Source organism: Vibrio sp. 1249-1, from assembly GCF_033340495.1.
Genome location: NZ_JAWOWJ010000001.1, coordinates 327,357 through 342,385 on the forward strand (window position 1 = coordinate 327,357; position 15,029 = coordinate 342,385).

Annotated in this window: 16 protein-coding genes and 1 pseudogene; 12 read left to right on the forward strand and 5 right to left on the reverse strand. The window is 43.7% G+C overall.

The features are described from left to right. Positions 1–25: 25 nt before the first annotated feature. The 3 genes from slyA to R7Z50_RS01550 are packed head-to-tail and all read left to right on the forward strand — an operon-like array spanning position 26 to position 2,625. The gene (gene slyA, locus R7Z50_RS01540; protein WP_017635177.1) at positions 26–481 is read left to right on the forward strand and encodes a transcriptional regulator SlyA; all 456 of its coding nucleotides are present in this window, start codon (positions 26–28) and stop codon (positions 479–481) included. 35 nt (positions 482–516) lie between these two features. After that, positions 517–1,575 carry an HlyD family secretion protein gene (locus tag R7Z50_RS01545; RefSeq protein WP_065275182.1) on the forward strand — a complete coding sequence of 353 codons (1,059 nt, stop codon included), beginning with the start codon at positions 517–519 and terminating at the stop codon, positions 1,573–1,575. 12 nt (positions 1,576–1,587) lie between these two features. Next, positions 1,588–2,625, forward strand: coding sequence for a DUF2955 domain-containing protein (locus R7Z50_RS01550; RefSeq protein WP_065275183.1), 1,038 nt, complete (start codon positions 1,588–1,590; stop codon positions 2,623–2,625). Positions 2,626–2,627: 2 nt separating this feature from the next. Here the strand turns inward: R7Z50_RS01550 and R7Z50_RS01555 are convergent, their stop codons facing one another. Together R7Z50_RS01555 and R7Z50_RS01560 are read right to left on the reverse strand one after the other, a co-directional pair. Then, positions 2,628–3,290, reverse strand: a complete 663-nt coding sequence (locus R7Z50_RS01555) for a flagellar brake protein (protein ID WP_064369362.1) — start codon at positions 3,288–3,290, stop codon at positions 2,628–2,630. Positions 3,291–3,384: 94 nt separating this feature from the next. Further along, on the reverse strand, positions 3,385–4,311 hold the full coding sequence (locus tag R7Z50_RS01560; RefSeq protein ID WP_017635181.1) for a DMT family transporter: 927 nt from the start codon (positions 4,309–4,311) through the stop codon (positions 3,385–3,387). Between the two features lie 148 nt (positions 4,312–4,459). Here R7Z50_RS01560 and R7Z50_RS01565 point away from each other — a divergent pair, with 148 nt between their 5' ends. Both R7Z50_RS01565 and R7Z50_RS01570 read left to right on the forward strand, forming a co-directional pair. Continuing rightward, positions 4,460–4,915: an Lrp/AsnC family transcriptional regulator gene (locus R7Z50_RS01565; RefSeq protein WP_005373581.1), complete on the forward strand. Its 456-nt coding sequence runs from the start codon at positions 4,460–4,462 to the stop codon at positions 4,913–4,915. Positions 4,916–4,920: 5 nt separating this feature from the next. Next, positions 4,921–5,545 (forward strand): annotated as a pseudogene (locus R7Z50_RS01570) (class I SAM-dependent methyltransferase). A 526-nt stretch (positions 5,546–6,071) separates the two neighbouring features. Here the strand turns inward: R7Z50_RS01570 and R7Z50_RS01580 are convergent. Beyond that, complete coding sequence (locus R7Z50_RS01580) at positions 6,072–6,620, reverse strand: ATPase (protein ID WP_318148817.1); 549 nt, start codon at positions 6,618–6,620, stop codon at positions 6,072–6,074. Between the two features lie 103 nt (positions 6,621–6,723). Here R7Z50_RS01580 and R7Z50_RS01585 point away from each other — a divergent pair, with 103 nt between their 5' ends. The 4 genes from R7Z50_RS01585 (at position 6,724) to secF (ending at position 10,948) form a co-directional block, all read left to right on the forward strand. Next, positions 6,724–7,392 (forward strand): SH3 domain-containing protein, encoded by a 669-nt coding sequence (locus R7Z50_RS01585; protein ID WP_005385650.1) that lies wholly within the window; start codon positions 6,724–6,726, stop codon positions 7,390–7,392. Positions 7,393–7,560: 168 nt separating this feature from the next. Further along, positions 7,561–8,040, forward strand: coding sequence for a hypothetical protein (locus R7Z50_RS01590; RefSeq protein WP_318148818.1), 480 nt, complete (start codon positions 7,561–7,563; stop codon positions 8,038–8,040). 164 nt (positions 8,041–8,204) lie between these two features. After that, positions 8,205–10,043 (forward strand): protein translocase subunit SecD, encoded by a 1,839-nt coding sequence (secD, locus tag R7Z50_RS01595; protein WP_017635185.1) that lies wholly within the window; start codon positions 8,205–8,207, stop codon positions 10,041–10,043. Between the two features lie 2 nt (positions 10,044–10,045). Then, positions 10,046–10,948 (forward strand): protein translocase subunit SecF, encoded by a 903-nt coding sequence (secF, locus tag R7Z50_RS01600; protein WP_005373567.1) that lies wholly within the window; start codon positions 10,046–10,048, stop codon positions 10,946–10,948. 58 nt (positions 10,949–11,006) lie between these two features. Here the strand turns inward: secF and R7Z50_RS01605 are convergent, their stop codons facing one another. Together R7Z50_RS01605 and R7Z50_RS01610 are read right to left on the reverse strand one after the other, a co-directional pair. Further along, positions 11,007–11,273, reverse strand: coding sequence for a hypothetical protein (locus R7Z50_RS01605; protein ID WP_017635186.1), 267 nt, complete (start codon positions 11,271–11,273; stop codon positions 11,007–11,009). A gap of 15 nt (positions 11,274–11,288) precedes the next feature. Next, positions 11,289–11,909 carry a LysE family translocator gene (locus R7Z50_RS01610; protein WP_021035942.1) on the reverse strand — a complete coding sequence of 207 codons (621 nt, stop codon included), beginning with the start codon at positions 11,907–11,909 and terminating at the stop codon, positions 11,289–11,291. Between the two features lie 739 nt (positions 11,910–12,648). Here R7Z50_RS01610 and R7Z50_RS01615 point away from each other — a divergent pair. The 3 genes from R7Z50_RS01615 to R7Z50_RS01625 are packed head-to-tail and all read left to right on the forward strand — an operon-like array spanning position 12,649 to position 15,002. Beyond that, positions 12,649–13,389 carry an SDR family oxidoreductase gene (locus tag R7Z50_RS01615; protein WP_005373555.1) on the forward strand — a complete coding sequence of 247 codons (741 nt, stop codon included), beginning with the start codon at positions 12,649–12,651 and terminating at the stop codon, positions 13,387–13,389. Positions 13,390–13,401: 12 nt separating this feature from the next. Then, positions 13,402–14,610, forward strand: coding sequence for an acetyl-CoA C-acetyltransferase (locus tag R7Z50_RS01620; protein WP_161440639.1), 1,209 nt, complete (start codon positions 13,402–13,404; stop codon positions 14,608–14,610). Between the two features lie 44 nt (positions 14,611–14,654). Further along, complete coding sequence (locus R7Z50_RS01625; RefSeq protein WP_005373550.1) at positions 14,655–15,002, forward strand: phasin family protein; 348 nt, start codon at positions 14,655–14,657, stop codon at positions 15,000–15,002. Positions 15,003–15,029 lie beyond the last annotated feature (27 nt).

Below are 15,029 nucleotides of genomic sequence, written 5' to 3' on the forward strand. Positions count from 1 at the left end.
CACGCTAAGTAATTGAGTAGTTCTTATGATTCAAGACATCAACAGTTTGCGAGACCTTTCTCTGGCTGAAAAATTATCTCGTGTTGCTCGTTTGTGGAAAATGGTTGCAGATCGCGAGTTAGAGCCTTTAAACCTAACGTATCCGCGTTGGACTGCGTTATGGAAGCTTTATCGAATGGGTGACAACATCAGTCAGAAGCATTTGGCTGAAGCGCTTGAGATCGAGTTAGCGTCGTTGATGCGAACATTAAAATTATTAGAAGAGCAATCTCTGATCGTTCGCCATTGCTGTGAACACGATAAGCGAGCACGTATTGTTAGCCTCACAGAAGAGGGGAAAACCCTACTAAAGCAAATGGAGGCTCGAATTCTTCAAGTTCGAAGCAAGCTCCTAACGGACATCAACGACCAGGAACTTCAACAGCTTTCATTGATTCTTGATCAGATTGCTCACAATGCGCTTGATTCACTTAGCGAATAAGTCAGAAAACCGAATAAAAAGAGAAGTAAACGCCTATGACTCCAGATCAAAAATTCGCACGTTGGATCAAATATTCTTGCGTCGCGTTTGTCCTTGTCTTTGCCTATTTTCTAGTTGCAGATCTCGCCATGCCGTTGACGCCTCAGGCAATGGCAACGCGTGTGGTAACTAAAGTGGCCCCCCGTGTGAGTGGGCAGATTACGCATCTTTATGTTGCCAACAACCAAGAAATAAGCCAAGGCGATCTACTATTTCAGATTGATCCCCTGCCTTATCAGCTCGCCGTAGAAAAGGCTCAACTTAACCTTGAGCGTGTGATTCAAAACAACGAACAACTTGATGCTTCTATTGCGGCGGCAAAAGCAGACGTTGAAGCGAGCAAAATCGTGGCGGAACAAAAAGTTCGCGAAGCGAAACGTCTTAATACCCTGTTTCACCGTAATGGTACTTCGCAACAACAGCGCGATGACGCACAGAGCAGCGCAACGGCAGCTAAAGCGAACTTACTGGCCGCACGTGCTCGTTTAAAAGAGTTGGAAGTAAACCGCGGTGATTTAGGCGCGACGAATGTGAATATCCGCGTGGCGCAAAACCAGCTAAAACAAGCGGAACTTAATCTGTCTTACACTCAAGTCTCGGCGGAACATGATGGCGTTGTCGCTAACTTGCAGCTGGAGACGGGGGCCTATGCAGCAGCTGGTACACCTCTTGTCGCTTTAGTCTCCGATGACGTGGATATCATTGCCGACTTTCGTGAAAAGAGTTTACGACACTTTAATCAGAACAGCCGTGCGTTAGTGGCTTTTGATAGCTTACCTGGTGATGTATTTGAAGCTCGTATTACGAGTGTGGATGCCGGGGTCAGCTCGGGTCAATTCGATGCGGATGGCCGCTTAGCAACACCAACTGACTCAAACCGTTGGGTGAGAGACGCGCAGCGCTTACGTTTACATTTAGCTATCGATGAACCTCAGCAGCGCGCATTTCCAGCAGGGGCACGAGCAACCGTGCAGTTGTTGCCAGAAAACGCATTATCTGGCTGGTTAGCGAGGTGCCAGATCCAATTCTTGAGTCTTCTTCATTATATTTATTAACGAGGAGGCGATATGAAGTTATGGGACCACCCCATGTCGGAAAACGACTTCCGTCAGTGTTTGCGCATTGCAACTGGTGCGACCATTGGTTTCACTTTATGTAAAGTATTTGGTTGGAACTATGGCGTATTCTTTACTGTAACCCCGATGCTGTTACTTGGAATGGTGCCAGTCATGAGTCTACATGCCGCACGACAACTGATTTTTTCAGCGGTTGTGTGTGGATTAGAAGTTGGTGTTCTTGGTGGGTTATTTGGTGGGCACCCTGGCATGATGACAATCATTGCATTCGGGTTGTTTCTGTATAAATTCGCCTGTATGTCAAAAGGGAGCTTATTCTTATTTGGAGCGAACAGCGTACTGAGCTTAAGCATCATGCTGCATTTTGCGAGTTATCCAACCACTGACTTAAATGACCTAATATTTAGCAATCTGCAAGCGAATGTTATTTCAGTGATCGTTGCTTATGTGGTGACATTTTTGATTCCCGATGCGGAACCTCGTCAGCCACCTGCGAAACCGTCGCAGCCTAAACAGAGTCATCGCATGCGTCATGAAGCCCTTATGGGGGCGAGTATCGCTACAATGTCTTTCCTTGTATTCCAGCTATTTGACCTCAGTGACTCTATGTCTGCTCAGGCGACAACCTTACTTTTATTGTTTCCTATGCATTGGAACGGTGCTTTAGGGTATGCGCGAAAAAGAGCAATGGGGACCTTGATGGGGGTGACCTTTGGTGTTGTCGGACAACTTGTATTATACGATTGGTCGGATACCTTATTGTTTATCGTCCCATTGCTTTGGATTGGTGCAATGATGTTCAGTTATATGCACGTGAAAGAGTCTAGCGGTTCGGGAGCCGGATTTGGCGGTTTAACCACATTAGGCATTTTGTTCGGCCAATATCTTACTCCGGATGGTGACTTAATGTTCAGTGCGCTGTATCGCGTGAGCAGTATTTTGTTTGCTATTGTTGCGACGCTGCTTGTGACCTATACGGTTCACAGAATACTCAACAGCTTTGAGGCGACGCGCTTTAGCGAGCAGTAAGTTCAGACGTTACTGGTTAGAAAGGATTGCTCCAGTAACTCTGTTTTTAGTTCGTGAGTCATCGCAATGGGACTGGCAAACTTAATTCCAACTACCCATCCCTTCACCAATTTCTTAATGTTGGCAATGACACATCGATTTTCTTCTCCGATATAGTGGCTTAACGGGCATTCGATGGTAACACTCTCACCCACGTTGAATTCGGGCTCAATCAAGGTTGATATACCAACACCTGCTAGAGAGAAATCGATAAGGCTACCGTCGTAGACATTCCCTGCATGAATAACGTTACAGTCCATTTGCAACTTGTAACGCTCATGTTCCCGAACTGGTTTGGTTGCAAATGTTCCTGGAATGCGGATAAACAAAAGGGGGGATGGTCGAACGGTCGTCGTCAGCACGCTGGACTTAAACGCAATGACATGGCCTAACTCCGTATCTGATACACCACGCACGATGACATCGGCGTTGGGGAGTTTTCTCATCACTTGCTCTTCAAGCAAACGCATTGGTATATCAAGAATCAAATAAGCATTTTCTTTCATCCCCAGATAGGTGGTGGAATACGTATATTGATCCTTAGGCCCAAATTCGAAATTAGTAGAAAGTTTCATTCCCGGTTTGAGAAACCTATGCAGTTCATCTTTAGTATGAGTGGCTGGCATCACATTGGCGTTTTAATTATTAGTTAAGCTGAGGCTATCAAAACGCCATTTTGTTATTCAAGATAGTAAGGCATAAGTTTTTGTAAAATCATCGCTATCTGTGAAGTGGTGGGCGATAAGTTTGGCTCATTCCACCTTTCATAAAGATTTGGCTTGCCACAATACTGCCGCATGTGACCAACATCAGCGCTAACCAAGTGAGAGAATCTGGTTGTTCACCAAAAATTGGAACGGCAAGAAGTGTCGCGACAACTGGAGTTAATGAACCAAAAGCTGCGCTGGCTTCGGCACCGATGATCCTAATTGCATAAATGAAAGTGAAAGAAGCGATTAAACCTGCGCCAACACCTTGTAGCATCGCGTGGCCAAATAACTCCTCCCATGGCCACTGGCTGAACGGTGTTACCACCAAATAACTGTCTACCCACCCGAAACCAACGGCGATGATGAGCAGAGCCAAAGACGCGATTGCAACGAATCCTGCACAGACGTGTGCATTAAGATTGGCGACACGAGCGCTGATGGTGAAAGCAGCCCACATGATGCTGCCAGTTAGAAACAGGATATGCCCTTGCAACTGAGACCAGTTGTACTCTGCGCCGCTATTAGAAAGAAGGAATACGAAAATCCCTAACAACACCGTAGAAAGCCCGATTAAGCGGTGAGCACTCAGCGACTGTTGATAACAAAGTACCGCGATAGCAGAAACAAACAATGGCAAAGTGCCAGGTACTAATGCACTGCCGTGCGCCACGGGAGCGAAATGCATAGCCGTTCCGACGACCAGAAGATAGGGAAGGCCGCTTCCAACCACAACACCAACCAGGTAGCGTTTAGGCACTACGCGCAGCGACTGTTTATGCTTAATCACAAATGGTAATAAAATTATACTTGGGATTAGAAAGCGAACTAACGCGATATCGGCTGGCTGCAAGGCAGAAATTGCGCCCCCTTTTAAAGAAATAAAGAAACCAGACCAAAGCAGTAAGGTCGTTAATATAGCAGCGTATCCCAAGATCATTATCGACATGTCCATTTGTAAATGATGTGTTAATTGTTGAATAAAACTCTTGCCAAAGGGAGGCAAAGTTTGACGTAATTAGGCTTGATGTTGGTGATAAATTGCGTATAAATGTTAATTATTAGTGATTAAAGGCACGGAAGAATAAATGGATAAAATTGACAGGCAACTTATCAACCTAATGCAGAAGGATGCCACTCTGACAACTGCAGAACTTGCTGACCAAGTAGGGCTATCGGCATCACCTTGTGCAAGGCGCATTAAGCGTTTGGAGCAGGAAGGTGTAATTAGTGGTTATCGAGCTATTGTGTCCAGAGACACTGTAGGCATCGCGATGACTGTATTTGTTGAAGTGAGTTTAAATAACCACCAAGCTTCTTCGATTGATGAGTTTGAACATGCCGTTGTTGAGATGGATGAAGTGATCTCATGCCATGTCGTATCAGGGGCCTATGATTACCTGTTAGAGGTGGTCAGTAAAGATCTCGCTGGTTATGAAACATTTACTAGAAAGTTACAGCGATTAGAAAATGTGAAAGATATTCATACCCACCTAGCGATTAGACAAGTGAAAGGAAATGGCAGTTTGCCGATTTATGCATAAGAAAGATGAAATTTTTCGATAGACTTAAGATTGCCCACTATCATCGAAAGCGATATAGACAGTTTGGTAAAGACAGAGCCCGAACTCTGGGATGGGCAGATAAGTATAGTCAGATCAGCCGTTTTGAGGCGTTGTGCCGAGGGTTAACGTTAGACGGTTCAAGTATTTTAGATATTGGGTGCGGCTACGGAGACTTGTTAGCGTTTATCGAACTTACGGGGGGGGCTTCCTCAAAGCTACATTGGCATTGATCAGCAAAAACAGTTTATCTCTGAAGCCAGAAAACGAGATTTTCGCACGCAAAGTAAGTTTATATGCGGTGACTTTTCAACGTTGGTATTGCCTCGTTGCGATTTTGTTTTTGCTTCCGGATCATTGAACTATCAATCCACCAACCCAAATCATGCCATTGAAATTATTGATAAAATGTTCCGAACGACAGAGAAAGGTTGTGTGTTTAACTTGTTGGATGAATCCAAACTACCCAGCATGAAAATGTTAGCGTCGCACAATAAAGAAGGTGTCTTTCGCTATTGTCGGTTGCTGTGTCCGAATACACGATTGATTGAGGGGTACTCCGAACACGACTTTACGATTGCCATGATCAAAAAAGCGGAGTCCGTTTCCTGACTCCGCTTTATAAATTCTTAAGCCTTATTGGTTTTTGTATTGTGAGATTTCACAGTTACCTGTGTATCTATCAACCTTGAATGAGAACGCGGCTGAATGGTATTCCCTCCCATCACTCCATATTGTTTCTCCGAAGATTTTACACAGATCCAAATCACTGATTGAACCGAACTCTTTTACGTGCCTAACTACTGACAAAAACTTGGCTTTGGTAGCATTAGGACATTCCCTGTTACTTAATCGATTGATAACCATGTTTGTAGCATCATCTCCAGCCAAATGTGACTTTTTATTAAATTTTATTAATGGCTAAACTAACCAAAAAATGTCCATAAGTAAAGCATTAATGTGACGTATGTCTCTATAAATTGATTGTCTTGGTCATGGTTTAGTCAAGTTTGTCAAAGGGAACAATCCCATTATTTATATTTGATATCATTCACGACTAAGGAAAGATAAAAAGCACGAATAACGTCCAATATTGGAGTGAAAAACCAACATCGTCTATTCAAAACTGGCTCTGTTTTTACTTCGAAACATCTTGAGCGTATTGAAGCGCTCGAGCTTCTTTATCATAGACTTGTGACAGAGTTTGATATTGTGAAGAGAGGCGCTTGTAATCTTCAGCAAGTTCCAAAGCGTTGGTGTTATACCATTCCGCAGTTATTTGATTGATGGTTTTGTTTGACTCGCGGCACTTTTGGGCCAGGATCTCCCACCCATTAGCTGACCATTGGGATTGTGTGCTCAATTTAAGCAGCTGATTCGCTTTAGTTGTGAGCTCTTCTTTGTATTGAATCGATGCTTTTAATTGCGCTTTGAACACATTTTGGTTCGACTTGGCACGCCAAAGTAGCACGAGCTCATGCAGTGAAAAGGTTTTGGACAATAACTGACGCTGCTTATGTTCGGTTAAAAGTGTATTGAATACCTCAACATGCTGATTGTAATTGGACTCTAAACGATTGAATTGGGTAAGATTGTCGTTCCACGACGATGGGTTGCATTGAATATTGGCGTGCCCCGTTATCGGGAACAGAAGAAATAGTAGTATCCAATTGAGTCTGTTGATCATTATTGCTCGCGTTAGTTGACCTGCTCTTTTGAGTATATACCCAAATTTCTACGACATGCGTGCTGCTGGTGGGATAAGAATAAAGAATGAAAAGGAAAAGGGCATGAAGAAAATTCTCGTCGCATTGATTGTCATGCTGTTGCTTGGCGGAGCGGGGGCTGGATACTATTTCTTCTTTATGCAGAAAGATGAACCTGAAGCACCAAAGGCTACACAAGTCGAGCAATCGTCACTGCAAAAAGAAACATCCAAACCGATTCTGGATTTAGAAGCCGTTCCCCCGGAAGTTACCGAGTACTACGTTATTGAGCGTCGTGTCAATGTTTACAACAAGCCTAACCCTAATGCTTTAGTTGTCGATACGCTCTATAAGGGAGAAAAAGTATCGGTGTTAGAAAAAGTAGATGGGTGGTACCGAATCTCCGGCTATCTTGTCTATGAAGAGGGTGGAGAAGAAAAAGCCGAATGGTTGAATGCTGAAGGGTTATCTGATGCAGAGCCAGTTATTAAAGAGCAAGAGCGCTTAGAGATATTGGATGAATACCTACAGAAGTCGGATGATTTAAAAGTTCACTTGGATATTTTCCGTAAGAAAACACAGCAATTGTTAGACGATGAAACCTGTGATCCGAGTGATTTTGAGGAGCTCGGAGGCTGGGTTCGTTCTGTGACGTTCAAAAAGCGCAACGTTTACTTCATCTATTGTGGCGGTTTGGAGCAAGAGAACAAGATCTACTTAGATGTTGATAAGGGCGATATTTTTTATCGATAACTCACCACCAATTACACTCGTTTTCTAAAGACGTTTTGATAAATGCAATAACGATGCAAACCTGAAATCAGAGATTTATAACTTTTTAGTTGTGAACCATAATCAATAGGAATACTATCAACGAGTCAAGTGACCTAACTTGGCTCTTTGTGTTTTTAGTGAGTTCCTATGCATTGGATTTACCTTAGAAAATTGATTTTGCTGCTATTTGCAATGGTATTGCTACCAGTGCATGTATCTGCTGCGCAAATCGGCCACAAGGCTCACGTACCGCACTTTTCTAAGCTACAACCTTTTGTAGCCGCAAGTGTATCGCCAAACTCTTCCGTCGATTTTTCTGAAGTTTCAGAAGAAAGCTCTCAATCTCCAGTATCTGAAGGCCATGCAAGTCTCGATTCCGTTGCTTTGTTTAACTCTCAGCGCTGGACGTCTTACTTACGGGAAGGGCTTGATGACGAGCACGTAGATTTTGTCGGCGATCTCACTACTCCGTTTTACGCTGATGCGGGTTACGCATACAGCTTGATGGACATTAACTGGCGTCACAACCAGTCCACATTTTATCATTTCACAAGCGATCATCGCATCTCTGGTTGGAAAGAGACCAATGCCATGTACGTCGCACTCAATAGTCAGTTTTCTGCCTAAACACCATTTATTTGCACCATTGTGCACTCTTAACACGACGATTGTATTCGACAGGACGTGAGCGTTCTGAGCATTTCATACCCTGAATTTATTCTGGGAGCATCTGTCGTGTGTTAAGCCTTGTTATTAAAAGCTTCACTTCATCGTGAAGGGATGATGTTTACATGAAAAAAACACCAAAGCAGCAAAAGAACAGAAAGCTGATGAATCACTACTCAGCTTGGAAATATGTAGTATTAATCACGACGGTCATTATTTTAACCCTAAGTGCTATACCAACTTGGTTTGGCGAACAGCCTTCTATCCAGTTGACGTTTTCGGAGCAAAACAACAGTGAAATGTCGGTTGTTCATTTGAATCAACTGCTAAAAACCAACCATATTTCAGCCGACAAAATCATCGAAAAAGACGGCAAAACAACCATTGTATTCGATGGTGAAGATGCGCAAAGTAAAGCTCGTGTGTTGTTAAACAAAGAGCTAAATAAAGACGACAGCATCACTTTCTCATACGTATCGGTTGCGCCAGAATGGTTGAATGAGATGGGCTTTAGCCCAATTAAGCTCGGTCTTGACCTTCGTGGTGGCGTTCAGTTCTTGTTGAATGTTGATGTGAATAAAGCGTTTGAAGAACAACGTGATGCATTGATTGATGAAATCAAAGCGAACCTACGTGATCAACGTGTTCGTGGTGTGCAAGTTCGAGCAGAAAGCGGCAACCGAATTACGGTAAACAGTGACAGCGAGCAAGCATTGTCGGAAGTGAACAAGTTCTTGCGTCAAAATTACCCGGGCTGGATTTCAAAAAGTTCATCTCGTGGCTTTGTGCTTGAACCGAGTGAACAAAATATCCAAGAATTTCAATCGTCGACTCTTCAACAAAACCTGAAGATCATGCGTGGTCGTATTGAAGAACTTGGTATCACAGAAGCACTAGTGCAACGCCAAGGTAAAGAGAGTATTCGAATTGAACTCCCTGGTGTACAAGATCCTGCTCAAGCGAAAAACGTTATTGGTGCAACAGCAAGCTTGGCGTTTTATGAAGTGAAAGATGCGAGCCAAGCACACAGCAGCCAAGATCTTGTTCTTCAAGATAATGATGGTCGTACTGTGATTTTGGCAAAACGACCAGTTCTAACGGGCGAGCACATCGTGAACGCTCGTGCTGGTGTCGACAAAATGGGCATGTCAGAAGTCAATATTTCTCTTGACCACGCTGGTGGTAAGAAAATGAGTGACTTCTCAGCAACTCACATCGGCAAGCCAATGGCGACCGTTTACCGTGAATACAAAACAAACGATCGCGGTGTAACTGAGCGTAGTGAGCGCGTTATCAGCGTCGCGACTATTCAATCTCAGCTTGGTAGCCAGTTCCGTATTACTGGGGCAGGTAGCATGGACGATGCGCAGCAGTTGGCGCTATTGCTTCGCGCGGGGTCACTGACCGCGCCGGTTACTATTGTGGAAGAGCGAACAATCGGTGCTTCTCTGGGTGCAGAAAACATTGAAAACGGTTTTGCAGCACTGGCTTTAGGTATGGGACTAACACTGACCTTTATGGCACTTTGGTACCGCCGCTTAGGTTGGGTAGCGAACGTGGCGCTTTGCGCCAACATGCTTTGTTTGCTTGGCTTAATCGCCTTGTTACCAGGAGCGGTTCTAACGCTTCCGGGTATTGCCGGTTTAGTGTTAACCGTCGGTATGGCAGTAGACACCAACGTTATTATCTTTGAACGTATTAAGGATAAAATGCGTGAAGGCCGCAGCTTCGCTCAAGCGATTGATCTTGGCTTTGACAGCGCATTCTCGACCATCCTTGATGCCAACATTACTACCATGATCACCGCCGTGATTTTGTACGCCATCGGTAATGGCCCAATCCAAGGCTTTGCCTTAACACTCGGATTAGGTTTGTTAACCAGTATGTTTACAGGCGTATTTGCCTCTCGAGCAATGATCAATTTAATTTGGGGCCGCGATGCCCGTCGTGATGTGAGGGTTTAATCATGGTCGAAATGCTAAAACAAAATATTCGTAAAATTCGCTACTTTACTACGCTAGTTTCCATCATTTTAACGGTGATCGCGATCGTCGCTCTAGGCTTTAAAGGGTTGAACCTAGGTTTGGACTTCACTGGCGGTATGGTGACAGAAGTAAAGGTAGATAAGCAGCTAACTAACCATGATCTGCTTGACGTTCTGCAACCAAAGCTTGGTGAATCTGCGTCAGTGACACGCTCTGGTGAAGATGGCCGTTGGGTGATTCGTTACTCTGCGCCGGAAGATGGACAAACGTTGCCAAGTGTAGAAGAGGTGTTGAAGCCAATCTCTCACCAAGTTGATGTTGTCAGCAACAGTATAGTTGGCGCTCAAGTTGGCCAAGACTTGTTTGAACAAGGTGGCTTAGCATTGTTGATTTGTGTGTTGAGTATTCTCGGTTACTTGTGTTTCCGTTTTGAGTGGCGTTTGGCCAGTGGTTCACTGTTTGCTTTGGCCCATGATGTGATCTTAGTGCTTGGTTTCTTTGCAATTACTCAAATGGAGTTCAACTTAACCGTTTTTGCAGCGGTGTTAGCAATTTTAGGTTACTCATTGAATGACTCGATCATCATTGCAGACCGAATCCGTGAGCTGTTGATTGCGAAACAGAGTTGGAAAACAGAAGACATCAATGATCAAGCTGTTATCGCGACGTTTTCACGCACTATGGTGACATCTGGTACGACATTGATCACTGTTGGTGCATTATGGATTATGGGAGGAGCGCCTTTGGCTGGTTTCTCAACCGCCATGTTTATTGGCGTTCTGTCGGGTACATGGTCTTCGATTTCGATTGGTACTGTGCTGCCGGAGTGGTTGAAACTGGAGCCGAAACATTATCTTCCAGTTGAGATTGACGCAGCGCCGTAGCATTATTTTTAAGGTAAAAGTGCTTGCGCCACTCATCTTGAGTGGCGCTTTTTTGTGCTTATTTCACGCGCATCAAGCGATGTTTCACAAGTCCCAAATCGAACTCTAAGACTTGTGAGCGCTTCATTGCTTCGACTTTATTCAACATCGACTCTTGGTAGCCTTTCTTCTTCATCCACTGAAGAGGTACAGAGAAAGCATCTTCATTAACGACATAAGACTCGCCTTTATGCTCACCGCTATAGACGTTCACAACCCAAACTCGGGCTTGAAAGTCCAATACTTCACCCATGACTTTAGCGATTTTATTCAGAATATTTTTCATTGTTTCCAGTTTGCCTTAGCTTAGTAGCAACCAGACACCAACTCCCATCATTAAAGTGCCTGCGATACGGTTCATTAGGCGTACATTCTTAGACTGACCTAATACGTGTTTCAACCCTTTACCACCAGTAGCGTACAGAGACATGCAAATGAACTCAAACAGTAAAATAATGGAGACAAGTATGATCAGTTGCGGTGCAAGCGCTGCGTTTTGGTCTATAAAAGGCGGTAAAAGAGAAATCATAAATGCCCAGCCTTTTGGGTTTGCGATTGCGGTAACGAAGCCTTGCATGATAAGTGCGATATTGTCACTCTTTGGTGTTTCTAAGTTGTCGACATTAATCGCAAGTTTCCCTCGCGATCGCCACATTTCAACTCCAAGATAGAGTAAATAACCGCCACCAATGAACTTTAACGCGATAAACATCCAAGGATAATTGAGCATAATCGCAGCGATACCTAACACCGCAGAGACTGACACCAGCGCAACACCGAGAAGCTCTCCTATCATCATCCATAACGTGCGACGATAACCGATACTCATACCTAACGTTAGGGCGAGAGTCATGCACATACCAGGCGTGATTGAGACAAAAAAGAAAGTAGGGATGAACATACTGAGCAATGCAAGATTCATATCTGTTGATGATTTAGTGATTAAAGAGAAGCCACAAAGATAGTGCAAAGTGGAAAAGGATGCTACTACAAAGCGAGCGATTACTTTCACTAGTAGCTAGTTGATGTTCTTCGAATATATAAATTTAAAATGAAATTATATTTTAATCTATGCGTCATAATAGTGCGTATTGCACCAGTATGAGACAAGCTCTTATATCATTTTTAGATTAAATATATTTAACTTATTATATTTTATCGGTATTAATCATCACTGTATTAAAATAATCGAATTGATAACTAAATTATCATTAAATGCAGTAATTAAATGATATGTTTGATAATTATTTTTACTGATAATTGAATTATTATTCTAATCTCAAGTTTGTTGTAATCATATAGGCTTAAAATTCAGATCTTAAATCATGACATAATTTAACGTCTACCATTCTGTATGTAAGTGCATGATATTTAATAATTATGTTTCTATTTCTGTTGGTGTGGCTTTTGTGGAAGTGTGATTTAAAACAATGGCTTATATAAAATTAACCATTTTATAACATTTCACGAGTAATGAGATCTAAATCAATCTTATGCAATTGGGTGAGTTTTTTATTTGAAATGTAATATTTCTAGGTTAACTTAAAATAAAGGCAGCACGGGATTGGTTGTCAAAAGAATAAATAAACACGTCAGTTGATGAACTATTTCATCAGTGTATTAAGTTTGCTTTTTAAATGCCGTTAAGAATGGAGTCTTCAATGAAGAAAGTCGCTTTGATCACTGGATCAAAAGGCGGAATTGGTTCTGCTATTTCCTCTCAATTAGTCAATGACGGTTACCGTGTAATCGCTACTTATTTCACAGGTAACTACGAATGTGCGCTGGAGTGGTTCAACAGCAAAGGGTTTACCAAAGATCAGGTTCGCCTTTTTGAGTTGGATGTAACAAACACGACAGAGTGTGCAGAGAAATTGGCGCAATTGCTTGGGGAGGAAGGAACCATTGATGTTGTTGTCAACAACGCAGGAATTACACGTGATGGCGTGTTTAAAAAGATGACTGCGCAAGCTTGGAATGATGTCATCAATACCAACCTCAATAGTTTATTCAACGTTACGCAACCCCTCTTTGCTGCAATGTGCGAAAAAGGCGGTGGTCGTGTCATCAATATCTCTTCAGTCAATGGTCTTAAAGGGCAGTTTGGTCAAGCAAACTACTCGGCGGCGAAAGCTGGGATGATCGGTTTCTCTAAAGCCTTAGCATACGAAGGTGCTCGCTCTGGTGTAACAGTTAATGTTATCGCGCCGGGTTACACGGGTACGCCAATGGTTGAGCAAATGAAGCCAGAAGTGCTGGAATCTATCACGAACCAAATTCCAATGAAACGTCTTGCGACACCAGAAGAAATTGCAGCATCAGTGAGCTTCTTGGTCAGCGATGCGGGCGCCTATATCACCGGAGAGACTTTGTCGGTGAACGGCGGCCTATACATGCACTAAGGAGATAAGATGATGGAAAAAGTATTTATCGTAGCGGCGAAGCGTACCCCAATCGGCGCTTTTGGTGGCAGCCTGAAAAATACTTCTGCTGGCGATCTGGCAGCAGTAGCGATTAAAGGCGCGTTGGAAGCGGCAAAGTTGCCTGGCGACAAGGTTGACGAAGTGATTGTTGGCAACGTTGTTGGTGCAGGTCAAGGAATGGGTGTTGGCCGCCAAGCGGCACTGTTTGCGGGGATTCCTGAATCTGTTCCTGCATATGGCGTAAACATGGTTTGCGGTAGTGGCATGAAAACGGTCATGGATGCCGTGTCCCATATCCGTAGTGGCGATGCTGAGATCGTTGTAGCAGCGGGTGTTGAAGTCATGTCTCAGATTCCGTTTGCTGCACCAAGCAGCATTCGTGATGGCAACAAAATGGGCAATCTGGAGCTAAAAGATCTGCTCGTAGCGGACGGTTTAACCGATGTTTACAACCAATATCACATGGGTGTGACGGCAGAAAACGTAGCAAAACAAATCGGCTTAACTCGCCAGCAGCAAGACGAATACGCGCTGTCTAGCCAACAGAAAGCGGTAGCCGCTATCGAAGCTGGCAAATTTCAAGACGAAATTGTGCCAGTGGAAGTAAAGCAACGCCGTGAAGCCGTGATGTTTGATACGGATGAATACCCAAAAGCGAACGCGACAATGGAAGCCTTAAGCAAGCTACGTCCTGCTTTTGACCGCGAAGGCACTGTGACTGCGGGTAATGCATCAGGCATTAACGATGGAGCGAGTGCGATTATCGTGGCGTCTGAAAGCGCAGTTAAAGCGCATGGATTAACGCCGCTTGCTGAGATCGTAAGCTACGCGCAATCGGGTCTTGATCCGAAGATCATGGGCCTAGGTCCTGTTGAGTCGGTCAATAAAGCACTCGAAAAAGCAGAACTCACAGTAAATGATATCGACGTTTACGAGTTAAACGAAGCATTTGCAGCGCAAGCACTTGGCGTGATTCATCAGTTGGCGGAAACAAACCAAGTTCCAGTTAACGCGATTCAAGATAAAGCGAACTTTAACGGTGGTGCTATCGCGCTAGGACACCCGCTTGGTGCATCTGGAAACCGAATCTTAGTCACGCTGGTTCACGAGCTTCATAAACAAAATGGTCAATATGGCGTTGCTTCACTTTGTGTGGGCGGCGGCATGGGCACGGCTGTGGTTGTAAAGACAGTTAAGTAATTATTTAAACGGACATTTTTAATTCTTTCTCTAGGAGACAAACCATGTACACAGATTTCTTCAAAACATTTAGCGATCAAACTGAAAAAAATCTAGAACCTTACTTGAAGTTCAACAAGCTAGTGACAAAAAACGTAGAAGTGTTGACCGAGCTTCAATTGAACGCCATTCGCACATACAGTGAAGTGGGTCTAAACCAGATGAAAGCAGCGACAGAAATCAAAGACGTAACGTCATTGACTGCTTTCAACAGTCAGCAACTAAGCGTACTTACTAAACTTTCTCAACAAATGATGGATGACAGCAACAAGCTTCAAGCGATTGCAAAAGAGTTCAAAGAAGACGTTGAGAAAATGACTTCGGAAAATCTAAAGACTGTTACTCCAGCGTAATTTGTCCGATTCTCGCCGCCCCTAGAT